General features: G+C 70.5%; 16 protein-coding genes and 4 pseudogenes. 11 read left to right on the top strand and 9 right to left on the bottom strand.

Translation table 11 applies throughout. From position 1 onward, the window contains the following. Positions 1–5: 5 nt before the first annotated feature. A complete protein-coding gene (locus tag ACZ6TD_RS44850) occupies positions 6–1,523 on the bottom strand; it encodes an ABC transporter substrate-binding protein (RefSeq protein WP_471347568.1) in 1,518 nt (505 codons plus the stop codon). 5 nt (positions 1,524–1,528) lie between these two features. Continuing rightward, positions 1,529–2,602 carry an isocitrate/isopropylmalate dehydrogenase family protein gene (locus ACZ6TD_RS44855; RefSeq protein ID WP_471347569.1) on the bottom strand — a complete coding sequence of 358 codons (1,074 nt, stop codon included), beginning with the start codon at positions 2,600–2,602 and terminating at the stop codon, positions 1,529–1,531. Positions 2,603–2,754: 152 nt separating this feature from the next. Here ACZ6TD_RS44855 and ACZ6TD_RS44860 point away from each other — a divergent pair, with 152 nt between their 5' ends. After that, positions 2,755–4,215 carry an amidase gene (locus tag ACZ6TD_RS44860; protein WP_471347571.1) on the top strand — a complete coding sequence of 487 codons (1,461 nt, stop codon included), beginning with the start codon at positions 2,755–2,757 and terminating at the stop codon, positions 4,213–4,215. Beyond that, positions 4,212–4,979 carry a FadR/GntR family transcriptional regulator gene (locus ACZ6TD_RS44865; RefSeq protein ID WP_471347573.1) on the top strand — a complete coding sequence of 256 codons (768 nt, stop codon included), beginning with the start codon at positions 4,212–4,214 and terminating at the stop codon, positions 4,977–4,979. Before ACZ6TD_RS44860 ends, ACZ6TD_RS44865 begins: the two co-directional genes overlap by 4 nt. A gap of 40 nt (positions 4,980–5,019) precedes the next feature. On the opposite strand, the gene ACZ6TD_RS44870 is transcribed toward ACZ6TD_RS44865, so the two are convergent. Next, positions 5,020–5,433: a hypothetical protein gene (locus ACZ6TD_RS44870; protein ID WP_471347575.1), complete on the bottom strand. Its 414-nt coding sequence runs from the start codon at positions 5,431–5,433 to the stop codon at positions 5,020–5,022. Here ACZ6TD_RS44870 and ACZ6TD_RS44875 point away from each other — a divergent pair. The 3 pseudogenes from ACZ6TD_RS44875 to ACZ6TD_RS44885 form a co-directional block, all read left to right on the top strand. Further along, positions 5,371–5,529, top strand: a pseudogene (locus ACZ6TD_RS44875) (hypothetical protein); the annotation flags it as partial. The gene ACZ6TD_RS44870 and the pseudogene ACZ6TD_RS44875 overlap by 63 nt on opposite strands. 130 nt (positions 5,530–5,659) lie before the next feature. Then, positions 5,660–5,716 (top strand): annotated as a pseudogene (locus ACZ6TD_RS44880) (hypothetical protein); the annotation flags it as partial. A gap of 185 nt (positions 5,717–5,901) precedes the next feature. Beyond that, positions 5,902–6,216: pseudogene (locus tag ACZ6TD_RS44885) on the top strand (2-oxo acid dehydrogenase subunit E2); the annotation flags it as partial. A gap of 62 nt (positions 6,217–6,278) precedes the next feature. Here the strand turns inward: ACZ6TD_RS44885 and ACZ6TD_RS44890 are convergent. Further along, a complete protein-coding gene (locus ACZ6TD_RS44890) occupies positions 6,279–7,157 on the bottom strand; it encodes a LysR family transcriptional regulator (protein ID WP_471347577.1) in 879 nt (292 codons plus the stop codon). A gap of 131 nt (positions 7,158–7,288) precedes the next feature. On the opposite strand from ACZ6TD_RS44890, the gene ACZ6TD_RS44895 reads away from it, so the two are divergent. Both ACZ6TD_RS44895 and ACZ6TD_RS44900 read left to right on the top strand, forming a co-directional pair. After that, positions 7,289–8,689, top strand: a complete 1,401-nt coding sequence (locus ACZ6TD_RS44895) for an MFS transporter (RefSeq protein ID WP_471347578.1) — start codon at positions 7,289–7,291, stop codon at positions 8,687–8,689. Positions 8,690–8,744: 55 nt separating this feature from the next. After that, complete coding sequence (locus ACZ6TD_RS44900; protein WP_471347579.1) at positions 8,745–9,887, top strand: NAD(P)/FAD-dependent oxidoreductase; 1,143 nt, start codon at positions 8,745–8,747, stop codon at positions 9,885–9,887. Between the two features lie 204 nt (positions 9,888–10,091). Here the strand turns inward: ACZ6TD_RS44900 and ACZ6TD_RS44905 are convergent, their stop codons facing one another. The 4 genes and pseudogenes from ACZ6TD_RS44905 to ACZ6TD_RS44920 all read right to left on the bottom strand — a co-directional run bounded on the left by ACZ6TD_RS44905 (position 10,092) and on the right by ACZ6TD_RS44920 (position 12,993). Next, complete coding sequence (locus ACZ6TD_RS44905; RefSeq protein WP_471347581.1) at positions 10,092–11,066, bottom strand: aminoglycoside phosphotransferase family protein; 975 nt, start codon at positions 11,064–11,066, stop codon at positions 10,092–10,094. A gap of 50 nt (positions 11,067–11,116) precedes the next feature. Further along, positions 11,117–11,506, bottom strand: coding sequence for a cupin domain-containing protein (locus ACZ6TD_RS44910; RefSeq protein WP_471347583.1), 390 nt, complete (start codon positions 11,504–11,506; stop codon positions 11,117–11,119). 213 nt (positions 11,507–11,719) lie between these two features. Beyond that, a pseudogene (locus ACZ6TD_RS44915) lies at positions 11,720–12,293 on the bottom strand (LysR substrate-binding domain-containing protein); the annotation flags it as partial. Between the two features lie 208 nt (positions 12,294–12,501). Continuing rightward, complete coding sequence (locus ACZ6TD_RS44920) at positions 12,502–12,993, bottom strand: DinB family protein (protein WP_471347584.1); 492 nt, start codon at positions 12,991–12,993, stop codon at positions 12,502–12,504. 744 nt (positions 12,994–13,737) lie between these two features. Between ACZ6TD_RS44920 and ACZ6TD_RS44925 the strand changes: the two genes are divergently transcribed. The 3 genes from ACZ6TD_RS44925 to ACZ6TD_RS44935 are packed head-to-tail and all read left to right on the top strand — an operon-like array spanning position 13,738 to position 17,188. After that, positions 13,738–15,090 carry an MFS transporter gene (locus ACZ6TD_RS44925; RefSeq protein WP_471347587.1) on the top strand — a complete coding sequence of 451 codons (1,353 nt, stop codon included), beginning with the start codon at positions 13,738–13,740 and terminating at the stop codon, positions 15,088–15,090. Beyond that, positions 15,087–16,055, top strand: a complete 969-nt coding sequence (locus ACZ6TD_RS44930) for a dihydrodipicolinate synthase family protein (protein ID WP_471347589.1) — start codon at positions 15,087–15,089, stop codon at positions 16,053–16,055. The genes ACZ6TD_RS44925 and ACZ6TD_RS44930 overlap by 4 nt, the downstream gene beginning before the upstream one ends. Further along, the gene (locus tag ACZ6TD_RS44935) at positions 16,052–17,188 is read left to right on the top strand and encodes a mandelate racemase/muconate lactonizing enzyme family protein (protein WP_471347590.1); all 1,137 of its coding nucleotides are present in this window, start codon (positions 16,052–16,054) and stop codon (positions 17,186–17,188) included. Before ACZ6TD_RS44930 ends, ACZ6TD_RS44935 begins: the two co-directional genes overlap by 4 nt. Positions 17,189–17,298: 110 nt before the next feature. Here ACZ6TD_RS44935 and ACZ6TD_RS44940 read toward each other — a convergent pair whose 3' ends face one another. Then, a complete protein-coding gene (locus tag ACZ6TD_RS44940; RefSeq protein ID WP_471347593.1) occupies positions 17,299–19,467 on the bottom strand; it encodes an alpha-L-rhamnosidase C-terminal domain-containing protein in 2,169 nt (722 codons plus the stop codon). 72 nt (positions 19,468–19,539) lie between these two features. Between ACZ6TD_RS44940 and ACZ6TD_RS44945 the strand changes: the two genes are divergently transcribed. Then, on the top strand, positions 19,540–20,442 hold the full coding sequence (locus ACZ6TD_RS44945) for a TetR/AcrR family transcriptional regulator (RefSeq protein WP_471347595.1): 903 nt from the start codon (positions 19,540–19,542) through the stop codon (positions 20,440–20,442). Positions 20,443–20,537: the final 95 nt, after the last annotated feature.

Below are 20,537 nucleotides of genomic sequence, written 5' to 3' on the forward strand. Positions count from 1 at the left end.
GCCTTTCAGGACCGGCCCAGGCCGGTGAGGTCCAGTGACTCGGACACGGAGTTCACGGGCAGGCCGGTGATGTCCTTGTCCGCCACCATCAGGTTCGGCAGCAGGAACAGCCAGTCGGCCGCCGCGTCCTTGGACACCAGCCGGGCAGCCGCCCGCATGTCGGTGATCTGCTGCTCCCGGGTGCCCTGGTCCGCCTTCGCCAGCAACGCCCGGAACTCGGGGTTGTCGTAGCGGATGTAGGACTTCTCGTTCCCGAACACCGTCTGCATGTCGCGGGGCTCCACATGGCCGATGATGGACATGTCGTAGTCGGCGTTCTTGAACACGGTGGTCAGCCAGGCGGCGGGGAACTCCAGCTGGTCCAGCTTGACCTTGAACCCGGCCTGTTCGAGCTGGCTCTTGACCACGGTGCCGCACGCGGTGGCATACGGCAGCGTCGGAATCCGCAGCCGCAGCGTACGCCCGGCTTCGCCGGACTGCTTGACGAGCTTCTTGGCCCTGTCCCGGTCGTACGGATACAGGTTGGTGAGGTTCTGGTACCACGGGTCGGTCGGCGGGACCATGCTGCCGATGAGCTTGCCGCGACCTGCCCAGCAGGTGTCCATCAGGGCCTTGTGGTCGATGGCGTAGCGGACCGCCTGGCGGGCCTTCGGATTCTTCATCGGGCCCGAGCCGTTGTTGAGCGAGAGGACCACCTCGCCGTTGGTCGTGCCCTCGATGACCTTGTACTTCGAGTTGTTCTGGAACCGGTACAAGGACTCCGGGGACTGCATCTGGCCGATCACATTGATGGTGCCCGTGAGCAGCGCGTTGTTCATGGCCGTCGGGTCCTTGAAGTACTTGAGGGTGACCGACGCGAAGTGTGGTGTGCGTCCCCAGTAGCCAGGACGACGGGCCAGCGTGATCGAGTCGCCGCGGTTCCAGTTCTTCACCACATACGGGCCGGTGCCCACCGGCTCGGTGGCCAGCTTGCTCACCCCGGTCCGGCTGAACATCGCGCCGACGCGGGTGGTCATCCGGTACAGCCAGTCGTTGCTCGGCCGCTTCAGGGTGACCTTGAGTTCGGTGGGCGACACGGCCCGCACCGTGTCGACGACATCCATCTGTGTCTTCTGCACCAGCGTCCAGTCGGTTGTGACGCGTTCGATGGAGAACTTGGCGTCCTCGGCCGTGAACCGTGCGCCATTGCTGAACGTGGCGTTCTTCACCAGGTGGAACGTGTACGTCCTGCGGTCCTTGGACAGGCTCCAGGACGTGGCCAGTTGTGGCCGGATCTTCCCGGACTGGTCCAGCTTCACCAGGTTCTCGTAGACGTTGTAGAGCAGTGCCTGCGGAATGGCGGCACCTTCGGTTTTGGTGAAGTCGAAGTTGGCCGGCTCGGCGGTGAGGCCGATGTTCAGGGAGTTCTTCCCCGCGCTGCCGCCGGTCGCGGTGGAACCGGCCGAGCAGGATGCCAGCAGCAGGCATGCGAGCGTGGCTGCGACCGCCCCGGTACCTCGCGCCGGCCGCTTGTGATGTCTCATACGTTCTACCCCTGGCCTTCCATCGTGTGCAGAACGGCTGATGCCACGTCCGCCGTGGTGGCGTTCCCGCCGAGGTCGGCCGTGTGGTGTCCGGTATCCCGCAAGGCGCCCGCCACCGCGTCGCGGACGTGGCGGGCCGCGCCGGTGTGTCCGAGGTCGTCGAGCAGCATCGCACCGGAGAGCATGCAGGCCACCGGATTCGCCACGCCCTTCCCGGCGATGTCGGGCGCGGAGCCGTGGACGGGTTCGTAGATGCCCGGCACGTCCCCGCCCGGCAGGACGTTGGCGCTGGGTGCCATGCCCATACCGCCCGCGAGCACCGCGGCGAGGTCGGACAGGATGTCGCCGAAGAGGTTGCTCGCGAGCAGTACGTCGAGCGAGCGCGGAGCCTGGACCATACGGGCGGCCATGGCGTCGACCAGCACGTTTTCCAGCTCGACGTGCGGGTACTGCTCGCCGACCTCACGGACCACCCGGTCCCACAGCGGATAGCCGTACCGCATCGCGTTGGACTTGGTCACCAGGCACAGGCGGCCCGACCGCCGGGCGGCCAGGTCGAAGGCATGGTGCGCCGCCCGCTCGATGGCGCGACGGGAGTGCACGGCGACCTCGATGCCCAGATCGTGTCCGCTCCCGGCGTGCGCCACCCCGCCGGCACCCACGTACTCGCCCTCGGTGTTCTCGCGCACGATCACCAGGTCCACGCCATCGGTGTCGCGCACCTTGGTGGGAACGCCGGGGAACGCGCGCACCGGGCGGAGGTTCACGGCGAGGTCGAGTTGCTGCCGCAGGCCGATGATCAGGCCCCAGACCAGTTCGTGCTCCGGCACATCGGGCCGTCCGACGGCGCCGAACAGCACGGCGTCCGTCTGCTTGACGAGGTCGGCCGCATCGTCCGGCATCGCCGCGCCCCGCCGGAGGTACCGATCGCCTCCCCAGTCGAATGCGGTCACCTCGAGCCGGTGGCCGTCGGCCTCCAGGGCGGCCCGGAGGACAGGCACGGTCGCCGCGACCACCTCGGGGCCGATGCCGTCGCCCGGTATGACGGCGAGCCGTACGACCTTGGTGTCCCGCGTCATGGTGGCACCTTCCGTTATTACTGGCCTGACCAGTAAGCTCACTTGGCAGGTACCGTGGCGATTGAAGCTGTACTTGTCAAGGGTCCGAACGCCCTCAGGCATCGCGAGAGGGCCGCCGCCCAGCGGTAGCTGGGGGAGTAAGGAGAGTGCGAGTGCTCACGGAACAGGGCCTGGCCGCCATGTCGGCCGTCGAGATGGTGGCCGGATTCGCCGACCGCACGGTGTCGCCGGTCGAGGTCCACGACGCCGTCCAGTCGGTGATCGAGGCGCGCGAGAGTGTGCTCAACGCGTTCTGGGTGCGGAATCCGGACGAGTCCCGCAAGGCGGCCCTGGCCAGCGAGGCCCGATGGGCGGCGGGGGAACCGCTCGGGCTCATCGACGGCGTGCCCGTGACGCTGAAGGAGAACGTCGCCCGCAGGGGCGTCCCGATGCCCTCGGGCAACGCGGGGACCGAACCGGTCGTCCCCGAGGAGGACGCGCCCATCACCGCGCGCGTCCTCGAATCCGGCGGGGTGGTACTCGGGTCGACCGTGATGCCGGACTGGGGCATGCTCTCCTCGGGCGTCTCCAGCCGGCACGGCATTTCGCGCAGCCCCTGGAACCCCGAGTGGACGACGGGCGGTTCCAGCTCCGGCGCGGGGGCCGCGGCCGCCGGGGGATACGGTCCGCTCCACGTCGGCACCGACATCGGGGGATCGATCCGGCTGCCGGGCACCTGGCTGGGCCTCGCCACGCTCAAGCCCAGCTACGGGAGGATCCCGCTGGACACCCCGTACCTGGGGCGCGCCGCCGGACCCATGGCCCGCACCGTGGCGGACGCTGCCCTGTTCATGCGTGTCCTGAGCCAACCCGATCCCCGGGACTGGTCGAGCCTGCCGCCGCAGGACATCGACTGGTCGGCGCTGGACGGCGGGGTACGCGGACTGCGGGTGGGGGTGCACCTGGACGCCGGCTGCGGGGAGCCGTGCGACGCCGAGATCCTCGCCGCGGTGAACCGTACCGCCGCGCTCTTCGAGGCGGCGGGAGCCGTCGTGGAGCCGGTCGGGCCGTTCATGACCCAAGAGCTCCTGGACGACCTGGATCTGTTCTGGCGGGTGCGGTCCTGGAACGACTTCCGCGCCCTGGAGCCCGAGGCCCGGCTGCGCGTCCACCCCCACATCATCCGGTGGTGTCAGGGGGGCGCCGATGTGCCGGGCACGAGGGTTCTCCAGTGCTACCAGCAGATCATGGGCATCCAGGCGCGGACCGTGGCGGCGACGCTCCCGTACGATCTGGTGCTCTCGCCGGTGGCGCCGGTGGCGGCGTTTCCCGCCGAGCAGCCGATGCCTTTCCCGGGGGACGAGAAGACCATGGCCCATATCGGCTTCACCGCGCCGTACAACATGTCGGGCCAGCCGGCCGCGACCGTCAACTGCGGCTTCACCGCGGACCGCCGGCCCATCGGGGTGCAGATCGCGGGCCGCCGTTTCGACGATCTCGGCGTTCTGAGGGCGGCGGCATGGTACGAACGGAACCGGCCTGCCGAGGCGGTCCCGCGCTGGCCGGACAGCGGCCTCGGGGCGCCCACGGGGGAGAAGACGACATCGACCACGCCCGAAGGGGAGAAGCCTTGAGCGACGGGGCACAGTTCCGGCAGGTCTCGCCGGTACGGCTCTACCAGCGCATCGTCGAGCAGATCGAGCAGGCGATCGTGCGCGGTGACCTCAAGCCCGGTCAGCGCCTGCCGAGCGAGCGGGAGTTGGTGACGCAGTTCGGGGCCAGCCGTCCCACGGTGCGCGAGGCGTTGCGCGTGCTGGAGAGCGAGGGCCTCGTCCGCTCGCGCCCGGGTGACCCGAACGGCCCGGAGATCCTGCCCTTCTCGTCGGCCGGCCTGACCAAGCAGATGACCCGGCTCGTCCAGTTCGACAACGTGTCGATGGCCGAGCTGATCTCGTTCCGCATGATCCTCGACGGGTCGGCGAGCTCTCTTGCGGCCTGGCTGCGGTCCGAGGAGGAGCTGTCCGCCATGGAACGGACCCTCGCCGTCATGTCGGATGCGATCGAGGCGGGGTACGAGGAGTTCAGCAAGGCCGACGTCGCGTTCCACGAGGCGGTGGCCGTGGCCAGCCGCAACTCCCTCATCGAGGTCTGCAACCAGGTGGTCAGGGGCGCCGTCCTCGCGCTGATCTCGGACAAGGTCGCCCATGCGCACAACGGCGCGGCGCTCATGCGGGAGTCGCTCCGCCACCATCAGGAGGTGCTCGAGGCGATCCGGGCGGGGGACGGCCTGGCGGCGGCACGCATCTCGCGGCGCAAGCTCTACGAGTACTACGCCGGTTACGTCCCCGAGAACGAGCGGGGTCCGCTGCTCGCGCTCGTGGAGGACGAGGAGAGCTGAGAACCCCGCTGCCTCCCGCCCGGTGCGGGAGCCGTGTCCCTCAGTGCGGCGATCGGCCGCCGTCGACGGCGAGGGTGGAACCGGTGAGGTAGCCGTTGGCCCCGGCCAGCACCACCGCTTCGGCGATCTCCTCGGCCGCGCCCGCTCTGCCGATCAGGTAGCGGCGCCGCTCTTCCCCCGCGGCCGGAGCCCGGTCCGCCACCACCACGGCGGTGCCGTCGGCCCGCAGCCGCGCGACCACGGCGGCACCGATCCCACTGGCGCCCCCCGTGACGATCGCGACGCCCGGAGCGATGCCGGCGCTCATGTGGCGTCCCGCTCCGCGAGGAGCCCCGGACGGACGCGCTCGGCGTACGCAGGACAGGAACTCCGCGCGCCCGGAGGCCAGCACATGCCGGATCGTCTGCTCCAGGACCCACATCCGGGACGGCCGTCCGATGATCTGTGGGTGCATGGCGAGCATGAAGTGCGTCCCCGGCTCCGCTCCCTGTCGCCGCTCGACACCACCGAACTGTGCCGCTCGGCGTCGAAGACGGGACGCGTCGTGGTCGTCCACGAGGCGCCCGTCAACGTCGGCCTGGGCGCGGTAATCGCCGCGATGTCGGCGAGGGTCTCACCGAAGCCGAGATCCTCGAGCGCGCGTGGAACCCGGCGACCGGGTCGGCGTCAACGACATCATCGTGGAGATCGAGACGGCGAAGGCAGCGGTGGAGCTGCCCAGCCCGTACGCCGGGACCGTCACCGAGATCCTGTGTGCCGCCGGCGAGGCGGTGGCCGTCGGCGCGCCGATCATCGCGTTCCAGGTGGAGGAGGACGCCGCCCCGCGGACGGGGCCCGAACCCGACGCCACACTCCGAACGCCCGCCGATCCACCCGCCCCGGACGGTGCCCGGGACGAGCAGCCGTCCGCCCCCGCCCGCGAGCCCGTCCTGGTCGGCTATGGGCCGGCCCACGCCCGGACGGCGCGCGAAACGGGACGTTCACGATCAACAACTTCGGTGTCTTCGGCATCGACGGCGGAACACCGATCCTCAACCCCGGTGAGGCGGCGATCCTCTGCTTCGGTCAGGTGCGGCGAACGCCGTGGGAACACAAGGGACGCATACGGCTGCGCGACACCACGACCCTCGCCCTGTCGTTCGACCACCGTCTGGTCGACGGTGAACTCGGTTCGCTCGTCCTGCGGGACATCGCCCGCTTCCTCGAGTGGCCGGAGCTGATGCTTCTTCACCGCTGAGCTCACACCGCGCGGACCGCGGGCCGGACCGGAAGCGCTGGGATACGCCGTGGACCACCGCTTCAACGCCGGGCGAGCAGGTCTTCCAGGGCTCGCAACGCCGTGGCGTTGTCGGCCCGGCGGCGCTTGTGCTCCACCCAGTAGATGGTCCGGTCAGGTGGCCCGTCGCGCAGTGGGACGACACGGCATCCCGTTCGCGCCTTCAGGTCGTCGGCCATGAAGGAGGGGGCGACGGTCCAGCAGTCCGGGGTGCGCATCAGGGGCGGCAGCGTATGCACCATGGTGACGGTGTGGACGGGCTCCCGCAGCAGGTTCCGCTCCCGCCACAGGTCGTAGTCGGGGCCCCAGGGCAGGTAGATCTCGTTCGACCGGGACAGCGCGGAGAGCGGCAGCGCCCCGGTGATGTCCCGGTATTCGTCGTCCATCGATGGTGAGTTGACGGCGGCGAGCATCGGATACCGGGCGAGTGGACGCACCCGGAGGTCGGTGTGGACCGGCTCGTAGAAGACGAAGGCGACGTCGAGATGGCCGGCGACCACGCGGTCGCACAGCGCTGTGCTGCGCCCGCTCTCCAGGGTGAGTCGCAACTGGGGGAGCCGCGTGCGAAGTTCTCCGACGAGCGAGTCGAACACATAGATGCTGATGGCGTCGGCGCCACCCATGGCCAGGGCCGCGTCCGGCGCTTCGCGGATCCGGGCGGCCTCGCCGACGAGTCGCTCCCACTGCTCGGCGAGCTCGCGGTAGCGCTCACCCGCGGCCGTCAGCCCGATCCCCTTCGCTCCTCGTGCCCGGAGGACAAGACGCCGCCCCAGGCGCTTTTCCAGCCGTTCCAGCCGGTAACTCACGGTCGACTGGGAGGTGTGCACGATCCGGGCGGCTTGGGCGAGGCTTCCCGAGCGGGCGATCGCGAGGAAAGTCTCGACCTCCTCTACGACGAACATATCGATCCCGTCGATATTCGGTGTCGAAAACTTCAGCGTGACAGGCATCTTAAGCCCGGCCTAACGTGTGTCCACCGGCCGGAGACCTACGTCACATCCGACTGCCGATTCCCCTGGGGAGATGAGACACCGTGGACACGCGCAAAGTTCCCCTGGACGACCTGCCCACCTGCCGATTCCATCGCAAGGTCGCCTTCGTCGCCGCGGGCGGCCCCTTCTGCGACGGCTATCTCCTCGGCATCATCGCGGTGGCGCTGCCCACGATCGCCACGGACCTGGGAATGGGCTCGCTGGGCGAAGGGCTCATCGGTGCCTCGGCACTGATGGGCATGTTCCTCGGCGGCCTGATCTTCGGCCCGCTCACCGACCGGCTCGGACGCAGCGGAATGTACACCGTGAACCTCATGGTGTTCGTGGTGTGTTCCGCGCTCCAGTTCTTCGCCGTGGACGCCGTGTCCCTGTTCCTCATGCGTTTCGTCATGGGGGTCGCGCTCGGCGCCGACTACCCCATCGCCACGGCCCTGGCCACCGAATTCCTGCCCCGGCGGCTGCGCGGGCCGGTGCTGGCCTCGCTGGTGCTGGTCCTGTGGGTGGGTTTCACCGCGAGCTACGCCGTCGGCTACCTGATGGCCGGTCTCGGTGACGGAGCCTGGCGCTGGATGCTGGCCAGTGCGGCCGTACCCTCGCTCGTCTTCCTGCTGCTGCGGCTGGGCGCCCCCGAGTCCCCGCGCTGGCTGCTGAGCGTCGGCCGCGCCGACGAAGCGCGCGAGGTCGTCACCAAACACCTGGGGCCGCAGGCCGACTTCGACGCGCTGGCCGCCGAGACACGCGCCGCCCCCGTGCGGAAGGGTCTGGCGCTGAGCGGCATCGGTGAGCTGTTCCGCCGCGGCTACGGGCCGATGCTGGCGTTCTGCTCGATCTTCTGGGTCTGCCAGGTGGCGCCCTCGTTCGCGGTGAAGACCTTCCAGCCGCAACTGCTCACCTCGCTCGGGGTCGGCAACGCGCTGGGGGCCAGCGTGCTGGTGCAGTCATTCGCGATCGTGGGCACCGCCCTCGGCATGCTCGTCATCAACGCACTCGGCCGCAGGACGCTGCTGCTCGCCTCCACGGCCGTGTTCACCGTGGCGCTGCTGGTTCTCGGGGTCAATCCATGGGCCACCAGCGGGCTGGTGATCACGCTGTTCATCGTGTTCAACCTGGCGGAGGCGGCCGGCGCCGCGCTGCAGTTCGTCTACCCCAACGAGCTCTTCCCCACCGATCTGCGCGGCACGGGCATGGGCGTGGCCACTGCCGTGAGCCGCATCGGATCGGCCACGGGCACCTTCCTCCTGCCCCTCACCACCGACCGATGGGGCGCCGGCACCGGCCTGTACATCGCGGCGGGCATCGGAATGATCGGGCTCGCCGTCTCGTGGCGCATGGCGCCGGAAACCCGCCGGCTCAGCCTCGCCCAGGCGAGCGGGGCCGAGGAGCGGGGCCACGGACCGCGGCAGCCGGCCGACACCACACGGCCGGGCCAACCGGCCCAGTAGCCCACCTGACAGTCCACCCGAAACCGCAGACAGACCACAACGAGCAAGGAGACTCATGCCACCCCTCCCTTCCCCCGCCCACGTGGTGGTCGTCGGCGCCGGCATCGTCGGTACGACGCTGGCCCGGCAGCTCGCCCTGAGTGGCGCCCGTGTGACCGTCCTGGACCGCGAGGGTCCCGCGGCCGGGGCCACGTCCGCCGCCTTCGCCTGGCTCACCAACCAGACGTACTTCCGCAACGGCACCTCGCTGTCGGACGGCACGTCCCGGCACTACTTCGGACTGCACCGTCTCGCGCTCGGCGCCTGGCGGCGGCTGCACCACGAGATCGGCGAGGCCCTGGCGGTCCGCTGGGGCGGAACGGTGCAGCTCGCACCCGGCCACGGCGCGGAACACGACCTTCTCCGCGACGACCTGCGCCGTCGGCTGGCCTGGGGCAGTCCCTCCCGTGCCATCACCGCCACCGAGGCCAGGGAGCTGCTCCCCGGCGCCGTCGTCGCCGACGACGCCGTCGGCTTCTTCACACCCGACGAGGGGTCCGTGGACCCCGCCGGAGCCGTCGCCGCACTGGTGGACGCCGGCACGAGGCTCGGGGTGGACTTCCGCTACGGCGCCGACGTCACGGCTGTCGAGGGCGCCGGGGACCGCGCCCGCGCCGTGGTCACCTCGAGCGGGCGGATCGAGTGCGACCACGTGGTCGTCGCCTGTGGTGCGGACTCGCCCGCACTGCTGGACCCGCTGGGCGTCACCGTGCCGCTGGCCGATTCCTCCGGCACCATCGTCCATCTCGCCCCGCTGCCGCCCTTCCTGGAGCGGGTACTGCTCTCCTCGGACATCCACGCCATCCAGCGCACGGACGGGCGGGTGGTGCTGGCCAGGCACTACACCGGCACGCCGGTCTCCGACCCGGCGGGGCTGGACGGCGAGGGGCTCCTGGCCGACGCGGCCGCGGTGCTGCCGCCGCTGCGGCGGGCGGAGATCGAGAAGGTCACCGTCGGGCGCCGCATCGTTCCCGCCGACGGCCTGCCCGTCATCGGCCGCAGCCCCCAGTACCACAACGTCCACAGCGTCACCACGAACGCGGGTATCACCCTCGGCCCCTGTCTCGCGCAACTGCTGGCCACGGAGGTCCTGGACGACGTCAGGGTGGACGTGCTGGACCCCTACCGGGCGACCCGGTTCACAGCGGCCGGCGGATAGCCCACGCGATGGTGCCCTCGCCACGAACCGTTCTCGCGGCAGGGGGCACCATCGCGACCGTACGAACGGCGCGCACGCGTCGCGGTGACGGAAGTCGGCGTCCTGTCGTTGTTCGAGATCGGACTGCGGCGCCTGGAAATGGGACACCACAGGCTGACCACCCCGGCGACCGGACGGGCCCGCCCCGCCCGGTCGCCGGTATGCCTACGGCTGAGCACTGCGCAGCCAGCGCAGTGAGGCAAGGCCCAATGCGTTCATCATGGCCACGATGTTGGGATCGGCGGCCGACCCGGCCGCGGCAGCGGTCCGCAGGAGAAAACCGGCGTGCAGGGCGAGCACCTCGTTGATCTGGACGGGGTCGAGATCGCGGGTCAGCGGGTGGTTCTCGGCGATCGGCCGCGGGTCCACGCCGCTGAGGGAGGCGCTCGACACCAGGGTGACCACGTCACAGTGACGGGGGCCGATCCAGGCGTGCGGCCAGTCGACGACGAAGACACGGTCCGCGGTCAGCATGATGTTGAACGGGTACAAGTCTCCGTGCAGGAGAGTGGCGCCGGCCAGCGAAGCGCTCTCCTCCAGGGCGGCGAGTTGGTCGACATGGTGGGCCGCCCACGGTGACAGCTCCCCGAGCTTGTCCCTGACAGCGGCGTCGTCCGCCATCGCCCGCCATCCTCCCAAGCGCGGCTTGCCCAGGATCGCCTCATTCACCGGCGATGGCGTCAGGACCTCCGCCATGTCGGTCACTGCCGCGAGCACTCTGTCGAGTTCCTCCCGCTGCCACGGCTGGGCGGGCAGGTGTCCCAGGATCTCCTCGAAGGCCAGCACGACCCAGGTGCCGTCGTCGTACGCATCGAGCAACCGCGGCGCCGGCACCTCCCTGGGAAGCCGCTCGGACACGGCGATCTCCCGGCGGTGGAAGTCCGCCACCGCCGGTGCCATCAGTGAGCCGGCCGCCTTGACGAACGCACGCTTGCCGTTCTCCAGACGCACTCGTGCGGCGAGCCCCTCGGAAAACCCGCCCCGCTGGCTGATCGCATGGGCCACCGGGCTGCCGAGCAGCCGCCCGATCCGAGCCGTCACCTCGCGCGGCATCGCCGCCCAGTCCATCCTTCGGCTGCCTGTGGCCTCGGGCAGGCCCAGGTGTGCGGCCACGAGCCCCTCGTCGGCATCGCGTGTCATGGTGATCTCCCCGTCTTCAGTGGCCGAGGAGCGGATGGTGTCCGGCGTACTCAGCTCCGCGGCCGCGCTTCACCGTTCTCTGCCACCGCGTAACCGGGCACGGACGGCCATCGGACGGTCAGCACCACCGACTCTTCCTCCGCGAACCATGAATGGTCGACTCCGTGCCCCCACACGACGTAATCACCCTGCTCTTCCAGAAGAACGTCGCGGCCGGGGAGTTCCACGCGGAAACGGCCGCTGATGAGAACCAGGAGAGCCGTGCGTTCCTCGCCCCTCACCCACTCCGCCCGTTCGTCGCCACGAGGGTGGACGCCCCATTTGATCTCCACGGCCTCGCTGTGGCGCGGATCGCCGACGTCCTTGAAGTGTCCGAGGAGCCACCCCCGGTCCAGTGCCGCATCCTTGCCCGCATTGCCCACGTACACGCTGTCGCTCACGGTGCCGGACGCTAGCAGCTCCTTCGTGACACTCCCGGTATGCCCGTGGCTGTCGCGTCCTAACCGGTTCCACTGCCTGCGCGTCGGCGTCATCATCGCGGCATTCGTCCTGCTCGTCGTCGGCATGGCGTGACGCCCCGCGACCGGGAATGCCATGCGTCGCGTGGACGGGCCGCCTGACGGGTGTGGTCCGGCCAGGCGGCGGACTCCAGGTCAGGCTCCGGCTGAGGACTGCCCGGTCGCCTCCCTGCACGCACGTACGTAGTCCAGCTCCAGGGGACGGCGGTCGTCGGCGCGCCGGGCGAGTGCGTGCTGACTGGGCGAGATGCCGCGCACCGGCCGGGTCACGACGCCGCCCAGGGTGATGAGCGGTGCGTTCCCGCCGGGCGGCAGGCAGACCCCGCGCCCGTCCACCAGCGCCTCGTACGTCTCCTCGGTGCTGGCGATCTCGGCACCGACGACCGGTGGCCTGCCGTCACGGGCGTCCGTGGCGAGCCAGTAGTCCCGCAGCGCCCCGTCGCTCGGCGGCAGCGCGAGGAACGGCTCGTCCAGCAGGTCGGCGAAGTCGACCACGTCCCGGGCAGCAGACCGCCGCGGCCCGGACTGGTGCTCATCCCACGATGCGGGTCGTGCGTTGCCCGGCCTTGGCCTGCTCGACCGCGTCCCGCGCGGCGTCCCACGCGGCGAGCACCTGCTGGGCGTGCGGCAGCAGCGCGGCGCCCACCGGTGTGAGCCGGACACTCCTGCCGTCCCGTACGAACAGCGGCGCGCCGAGCTGGCGCTCCAGCGGCTTCGGCCAGGCGATCACCGAGGCCGCGGGATCGAGGCCACCGTGCGGGACGTGGTGAGCCGTCACGGCAGGGTCGACGTCCTGGTCAGGGCTCTGCTTCCCGCGATGAGGGCCCGGCGCTCCGGTGCGATCGTCCAGATGAGCAGCAGCGCGGCCGGATGTCCTTCGCCGGATTCTCCGCCTACAGCGCCAGGCGGAAGGAGGCTCAGCGCCCGGTGCTGCCGTCGATGAGTTCGCGCAGGATGTCCGCGTGACCGGCGTGGCGGCCGGTTTCCTCGATCATGTGGGTGAGTGCCCAGCGAACGCTCGGCGCCGGGCCCGGACGCCCCGGCCGGGGCAGTGGCGCGCCGAGATCCGTGCAGGCGTCGAGCACCTTGTTCGCGCGCTCGACGGTCGCCCGGTAGCGCGTGACGACGTCGGAGACGCTGTCCTCAGGGGCGGGGCGGAGCGTCGCCTGCCAATCAGTGATCTTCTCGCCGAGAAATGTCGCGCTCTCGACGGCGATCAGATGGTTGAGCAGGCCGAGCAGGCTCGTGCCCGAGGGCACTGCCGGTGTCCGGACCTGGGGTTCCGCGGCTCCGTCGACTTTCGCGGCGATCGAGACACGCAGATAGTCGAGGAATCCGCGCAGGACGTCCGCTTCGCTGTTCGCGGTGCGGGGCGGAGGGGTGTCCTTGCGGCGGGAGGCGGTGGGCACGGCGTACTCCTCGTGTGGCGCTCGTTCGGGCGGCCCTCGGTGTCGGCGGGGCCAGTATCGGCACAGGTGTCACGAAGTGGCGAGGAATCTTGCCGTTTCGGCAAGCCGCCTCGAGGTTCGTCGTCGGGGGATGTGGTCGGTTTCCCGTTGGGCGGCGTACCGGCCCAGTGTGCCCACCCCCGGCTCGGCCGGCGGCCGGTCGGGCAGCAGCGGGCCCTCCGCGAGGGTCTCCGTCAGCGCCTCGTGGACCCGGTGATCCAGCACGGTGTCGCCGCGGAGCGCCTCGTGGACCGCGCGATGCGTGGCGGGCGACAGCCAGGTGCGCCTTCCACTTCCGCACCCGGAACACCCTCGGCAAGACCGGGCAGCCGCGGGCGGAAGGCTGAAGCAGGACTGGCACGCCGTCACCGTCGGCCCCGGCCACGGAGTTTGTCAAAAGCGTTGACGAATATTCCTGAGCGCTTCTACCTTCATCGCGTCGTGCATCGTACGTCATATACGAGAGGCTGTAATGCCCGGATTGGTGGCTCCATGTCCATTACGTTACGGGGGTACGTCAGCCGCGCCGGCCGCTCGGCCGACAGCCGGGCCGACTGAACAGACAGCAGCCGCTCATCCACTGACGATGTGAGATGCGGCCCGTTCACCGCCAAGATCCCGGGCCGCGACAGAGAGTCTCCATGCTCCCTCTATGGGGGAGCCTATCCAACTTCGGGAGCGATGGTGCCCCTATCCAGCGTGCCCTTGTCCAAGGCCGGGAGATCCCCGGTGTCACCGTCTCGGCAGCACAGCCGCATGCGATGGACGATCGTCGGCTTCTCGGCGCTCGGCCTCACGATCGCCTATCTCGACCGTGCCGCGCTGAGCGTGGCGATGCCTCATATGTCGGAAGACTTCCACATCAGCTCCGCCGTGCAAGGGGTGATGCTTTCGGCGTTCTTCTGGACCTACGCCCTGTTCCAGATTCCTTCCGGCTGGCTGCTGGATCGCTTCGGTCCGAGGGTCATCTACCCCATCGCGGTCGGCTGGTGGTCGATCTGGACGGCGCTGATGGCCTTCGCGCGCGGGGTCGGATCGGTCATGGTGTTCCGCCTCGGCCTCGGTATCGGCGAGGCGCCGGTGCAGCCGGCCAACATCAAGATCGTCTCGCGGTGGTTTCCGCGCAGGGAGCGGGCCTTCGCGTCCAGCCTGTTCGACATGGGCCAGCAGATCGGTACGACGCTATCGATACCGGTGGTGACGGCGCTGACCTTGTTCGGCGGCTGGCGTCTGTCCTTCGTCGTGATCGGTGTGGCGGGTCTCCTGTGGCTCGTGGGGTGGGCCGTCGTCTACCGCGAACCCGAGGAGCATCCGCGCGTTTCCGCGGCGGAATTGGCCCTCATCCGGTCCGACCGGCGCGGGGAGGCGCCCGTGGAATCGGCCGGTGTCACCGTCCCGTGGCGGGAGTTGCTGACCGACTCCCAGGTGTGGGCGTTGACGGTCGGCTATGTGTTCCGCTCGCTCGCCGGGGCGTTCTTCCTCACGTGGTATCCCAGCTATCTGCTCGACGACCGTGGATTCTCCGAAGCGGACTTCGGCATGGTGGGGTGGATCCCGTCGCTCATCGCGATCGGTTCCACCGTGCTCGGCGGCATCGTGTCCGACCGGATGCTGGCGTCCGGAGCCTCTCCGAACCTGGCCCGGAAGGTTCCCATCGTCGCCGGGCTCGGCCTGAGCGCCTGCATCGGCTTTGCCCCGTTCATCCAGAGCAATGTGGTGCTGATGGTGGTCCTGACGGTCAGCAGCGCCGCCCACTCCTTCGCCGGCGCGGCGATCCTGAGCCTCCCGGCGGAAGTGGCGCGATCATCGGAGTGCGTCGGCGCGGTGGCCGGCTTCCAGAACTTCGGCTCTCAGGTGGGCAACCTCCTCAGCCCCATCGCCATCGGACTGTTCCTGGCATCGAGCGACGGGTCCTATGTGGGCCCGCTGCTCGGCGCGGCGGCGAGTTGTCTGGCCAGCGCGGCGATCTACCTGTTCTGGGTACGCGTCAAGCCCCTCACCGAGAGCCAGGACCACCCGGCGGACGCCGCCGAGCAGCATGGAGGGACCACCTCGTGAACGCCTCGTTCAACACCGCCCGACTGATCGAGCGACTCGGCACCGTCATCGGGATCCCCGTCGTCCCGTACGACGAGGAGGGAGCGGTCGACCACGACCTGACCGTCTCGCTGGCAGCCCGCCTGATCCGCAACGGGGTCACCGTGCTCACGCCGAACGGGAATACCGGTGAGTTCCACGCCCTCTCCCCGGACGAACGCCGCCAGGTGCTGGCGTGCGTCCTCACGGCCCGCGACGGCGCCGCGGCAAGCACCTCAGCAGGTGCCACGACGATCGTCGCCGGAGTGGGGCTCGACATCGAGACGGCCATCTCCGACGCGCGCTTCGCCCGCGACTCGGGTGCGGACGCGATCATGATCCATCAGCCCGTCGTGCCGTACCTGGCGGCGGACGGCTGGGTCGAGTACAACGCACGGATCGCCCAATCCGTGCCCGACACCGCGGTGTTGCCCTACCTCACCAAGCGCGCGATCACCGGTGCACACATCACCCGCCTGGTGGAACGGGCGCCGAATGTCGTCGGGCTGAAGTACTCCGTCCCCGATCCGGTCGCGTTCGCCACCACACGGGCGGAAGCCGCCGAGGGGCTGCTGTGGATCGCGGGCCTGGCCGAGTCATACGCTCCGGCCTATTGGCAGGCGGGGGCACGAGCCTTCACCTCCGGCCTGGTCAACGTCGCCCCTGCCGTCTCCCTCACGTTGCTCGCCGCGCTCCGCGACGACGACTACGACACCGCCAGTCGGATCTGGCGGCAGATCCGCCACTTCGAGGAGCTGCGGGCCCGCGACGCCTCGGCCGACAACGTGTCGGTGGTGAAGGAGGCCATGCACCAGATGGGGCTGTGCCGACGGGACGTCCGTCCCCCCAGCCACCCGCTGTCCGAGGCCCGTGCCCGCGAGGTCGCGGACTCCATGGCGCGATGGCGCTCCCTGGTGCCCGAGACGGCCGGGGAGCGTGTGGCATGAGGATCGAGTCTCTCCAGACCTTCCGGCAACGGGTGGGCGACCGGCCCCGAGTCCTGGTCAAGATCACCACCGAGGAGGGGATCGACGGATGGTCGGAGGTGTACAACCATGGCCCCGACCTGGCCTACCCGCCGCTGCTCGACTATCTGTTCGAGCAGATCAAGGGCATGGATGCCCGGTCCCCGGGCCGGATCAACCAGTTCCTCCTGCAGTCCGGCCGCTTCCCCCAGGGGGCGCTGGGCCTGGCCGCCATCGCCGCCATCGACCACGCGCTGTGGGACATCGCGGCCAAGGCCGTGGGGGTGCCCGTCTACCAACTGCTCGGCGGTGCCGTACGCGATCGGGTGCGGGTCTACGCCGGTCTGTACTCCGCGCCGGACGTCGGCGAACTGACCGAGACCACCGCGGCGTTGCATGACCGGTTCGGCTTCACGGCGTTCAAACTGAGCCCCTACCGGGCGGAATTGCACCGCACCCGGTTCGGGCTCCTGGTCCGCGAACTGGGCGAGTACTTCGGGGAAGTCCGCGACAGTCACCCCGCGGAGTGGGAGTTCGCCTTCGACGCGCACGCCTGTCTGTGGGAACCGCGGCAGGCGGTCGACCTCGGCGCCGTACTCGCCCCCAACCAGCCGCTCTTCCTCGAAGAACCGGTGCGGCCGGAGCACATCCCCGCCTGGGCCCGGATCCGATCCGAGATCGCCGTGCCGCTGGCCACAGGAGAATCCTTGTACTCTCCCCACGAGTTCCTCGCCCTGCTGAGCGTCGGTGGAGCCGACATCGTGCAGCCGGACGTCTGCGTTGTCGGCGGCCTTACCCAAATGGTGAAGATCGCCACCATCGCCGACGCCCACTACGTCCCGGTCTCGCCGCACAATCCGCTCGGGCCGCTCGCGACCGCGGCAAACGTGCACTTCGCGGCCGCGACGACCAACTTCGGCATCCTGGAGTACAAGCCGGACGACGTGTCGTGGTGCCCCGACCCCTATCTGCCGGTCGACGGTCACCTGGCCCTGCGCCCGGACCGCCCGGGGTGGGGCATCGAGATCGACGAGTCCGCCCTCACGACGGACGACTGGGTCACCTGGAGACGAAAGGTGCCGATACGCCCCGACGGCTCGACCGCGTGGATGTGAGGGAGGTAGCGGCCACCGCATGAGTGGCGGGGCGGCCCGCGTCTCGTCGCGGACGAGCGCGGCCGCCCCCGATCAGGGCCGGACGCGGGTGACCGGAGCACACCGGTGACCTACCCCGCCCAGGCGAAGGTGGCGGTTCCACGCACCCCCTCGAAGACGACCGTATCGCCCACGCGGTGGGCGCCCCGGCCCGCGTCCCCCGACGGGCGGCCGTTGTGCCAGGCGATCCGGCCGTCCACGGCGATGGTGCGGTCCTTGCGGAGGAGGGGAACCGCGACCCGGCCGGCCGTGCCTTCCGGTGCCCGGACCGTGAGGACGAACGAGTCGTCGCCCGCCCCGCGCCGCCACCGCACGGACAACGTGCCCGCCGGCACCGGGACGTCGCCCTGTGCCCAGCCCAGGTCGACCGGATCGGGCTCCACCGCCCACCCGCGGTAGCCGTCGGCGAGCGGTCGGACGCCGAGCACGTTCATCGACAGCGCGGGCACCGCGGTACTCCAGGCGTGGGCCATGCCGACGTGTCCACCCCAGGCCAGTGATGTGCCGGGCCGGGGCACGGCCGGCTTCCCGTCGGCACCGGCCTCCTCCCACGGTGTTCCGGGACCCTTGCGGATCATGTGGTCCCATGCGGTGCGGATCAGCCCGAGCGCTCCGGCGCCGTCCCCGTGGCGGAACCGGCCCAGGCTCTCCTGGGCCATCACGTACGGGGAGATGTACCGCGTCATGTAGGGGTTGTCGGTGTGCCGGGTGGTGAGCGTGCCGTACGGACCGCTGAGGTGCGTGTCCAGGTACGCGATGGCGCGCCGGGCCCGCGGGCGGTCGAGCACCCCGAAGGCGAGGGCGGCGGCGTTGGCATCGGCGGTGTGGTCGCGGCGCGGGTCGTCGGTGTTGAGCGTCATCGCCCCGGCCGCCGGATCCCACAGCCTGGTGAGGAGCGCGGCCCGGACCCGGTCCGCCCGGCGGTCGAGCGCCGCCGCGGCGCCCCGGTCGCCCGCCACGGACCGTTCGAGCCGGGCCAGTGAGCGCAGCGCCGCGTAGTAGGCGGCGTTGGTGGTGGCGTCGACGCCGGCGGCCCGGTCCGGGGTGTGCCAGTTCTGGGCGGGCAGCCCGTCGTAATCGGCGGTGCGGAACAGCCCGCCGTCGGCGTTCGGGGCGTGTTCGCCGAAGAACCGCAGGGCGCGGCGTGCGACGGGCAGGAGCGGCCGCACAAAGGCCCTGTCCCCGGTGAAGCGCAGGTAGTCGGCCACGCTGACGACCCACAGGAGGGTGAAGCTGTCGAGCCGGACCTTCCCGGCCGCGCCCGGCGGTTCGAACCCGGCCGGCGACCCGTCCGGCGGGCCGGGGTCACCGGGCTCGCACGGCACATCGATCAGGCTGGTGGCCGGAAGCGTGCCGTCGGGCCGCTGCTGGCAGGCGAACAGGTTGATGGTGTCGCGCAATACGCGGCGGTACGCGCCGCCCTGCTGGTACGCGGCCAGGGCCACGAGCTGGACGTCGCCCGCGTACACGGTGCGGTCCCGCTTGGGGCCGTCCATGACGACCCACGGCCGCCCCACGGCGGTACGTCGTCCACGGGCCGTCGACAGATCCAGGCCGTAGGCGCTCGCGTACCAGGCCCGGTTGAGCACCGGGTCGCTGGAGAGGAAGTGCCCGTCGTACGCGCCGGGGAAGGTCGTCTGCCGCACCCGTACGAAGTCCAGAGCGAGCGAGCCGGGTCCGTCCAGCGTGATCGCGACGTACCGCTGGGAACCGCGCAGACCGGGGCTGCGCAGCACGGTGGATCCGCGCGGCGGGGCGTAGACGTCCGCACGTCCGTCGGGATCGTCGTCGGTGCCCAGGGACCGGCCCCCGTAGAAGAAGCCGTCGGGGTCGGGATCGGCGTCCCCGTCCGGGCCGAGGTACTGGCGCGCCTCCGCGTACGACGCTCTGATCGGCGCGCCCGCCGCCCGCCGGACCCCCAACTCGACGTATCCTCCGGCCAGTACGCCGAGGTCGATCACCAGCCGCGCGCCCCGCGGCGCGGTCGTGGTGAGGATCGCCGCCGCGCCGTCCTCCCGTAACGCCCCGTCGGCGCCGGTGACGGTGCCACCGTCTCCCTCGACGGTCACCGATGTGGGCCGCACGAACGTGCCGGGGACGCGGAGCACCTGCTGTCGCCAGGCCGGGTCCATGCCGACCGGCTCCCGGGACAGGGCCACTGCCCGGTCCTGAGGTCCGGCGGCGAGGGTCCCGGAGAGGGTGGCGGCGAGACAGGCGAGGACCATGGTCGAGCGAGTCATTCGGTTCGATTTCATTGTTTATGCTGTACGCATACGCTGAGTGGTGGTCAACGTTTGGCGGGGTGATGGCGGATGCGATCCGGCCACAGCGAGGAAGCGAGCGCGGTGCGCGGCCTGGAACTGCTCTGGGGCCTGGGCGAGCGCCCGAACCGAGGGCGGCGCCCGGCCTTCACCCTCGAGCAGATCGTGCGCACCGCCATCGGGATCGCCGACGTAACTGGACTTGCCGCCGTGTCCATGCGCCGGATCGCCGAACGGCTCGGCTGCACCACGATGTCGCTCTACCGGTACGTGCCCGGCAAGGCCGAACTGCTCGACCTCATGACGGACGCCGTGATGAGCGAAGTCCCGCCGGCCGATGCCGCGCCGGGCGACTGGCGGACCCGGCTGGAGCTGTCCGCCCGCGCCGACTGGGGCCTCTACCAGCGTCACCCCTGGATCCTGCGCCTTCCGGTCGGGCGTCCCGCCCTGGGCGCCCACGGCTTCGCCTGGTACGAATCCGTCCTGCGGGTGCTCACCGCGACCGGTCTGCCCCCGGAGGCCCTGGTCAATGTGTTCGACATGGTCGACGCCTATGTGCGTGGCGCCGCCCGCGACGCCCTCGACGCGGCCGCCGTCGAGCGCCATTCCGGCCTGACCGACGAGCAGTGGTGGGCCGCCCGCGCCCACTTCTGGGACGCCGTCTTCGTCCCGGCGCGCTATCCGGTGGTGGCGAGCCTTCGCGCCGCAGGTGCCCTCCATCACCCCCGCGACCGTGGCTTCGAGTTCGGCCTCCGGCTCGTGCTGGACAGCATCGAGACGTTCGTCCGGAACCAGCCCCATTGCCGCGACGAAACCTCGAGACGTTACGAAACTCCCTGTCCGCAGTGCGGCAACCCCGTCTCCCGCCCCGCTTCCACCGGCCGCCCACGTACCTACTGCTCCGGCGCCTGCCGCCAACGTGCCTACCGCGCCCGCCGGGCCCGCCCGGCGTAGGAAACCCAGTGCCGAAAGTCCAGCCGGAGTAGCAGCGCAGGACCGGATCACCTCGACCACCGAAAGCTCCGCGTTCTCTTTCCCGCGCCCGCGGC

The sequence above is a fragment of the Streptomyces yongxingensis genome (genome assembly GCF_055597465.1).

Coding starts and splice junctions, on each gene's coding strand:
- ACZ6TD_RS44850 (WP_471347568.1), bottom strand. CDS start 1,523: ATGAGACATCACAAGCGGCCGGCGCGAGGTACCGGGGCGGTCGCAGCC.
- ACZ6TD_RS44855 (WP_471347569.1), bottom strand. CDS start 2,602: ATGACGCGGGACACCAAGGTCGTACGGCTCGCCGTCATACCGGGCGAC.
- ACZ6TD_RS44870 (WP_471347575.1), bottom strand. CDS start 5,433: ATGCACCCACAGATCATCGGACGGCCGTCCCGGATGTGGGTCCTGGAG.
- ACZ6TD_RS44890 (WP_471347577.1), bottom strand. CDS start 7,157: ATGTTCGTCGTAGAGGAGGTCGAGACTTTCCTCGCGATCGCCCGCTCG.
- ACZ6TD_RS44900 (WP_471347579.1), top strand. CDS start 8,745: ATGCCACCCCTCCCTTCCCCCGCCCACGTGGTGGTCGTCGGCGCCGGC.
- ACZ6TD_RS44905 (WP_471347581.1), bottom strand. CDS start 11,066: ATGACACGCGATGCCGACGAGGGGCTCGTGGCCGCACACCTGGGCCTG.
- ACZ6TD_RS44935 (WP_471347590.1), top strand. CDS start 16,052: ATGAGGATCGAGTCTCTCCAGACCTTCCGGCAACGGGTGGGCGACCGG.
- ACZ6TD_RS44940 (WP_471347593.1), bottom strand. CDS start 19,467: ATGACTCGCTCGACCATGGTCCTCGCCTGTCTCGCCGCCACCCTCTCC.
- ACZ6TD_RS44945 (WP_471347595.1), top strand. CDS start 19,540: ATGCGATCCGGCCACAGCGAGGAAGCGAGCGCGGTGCGCGGCCTGGAA.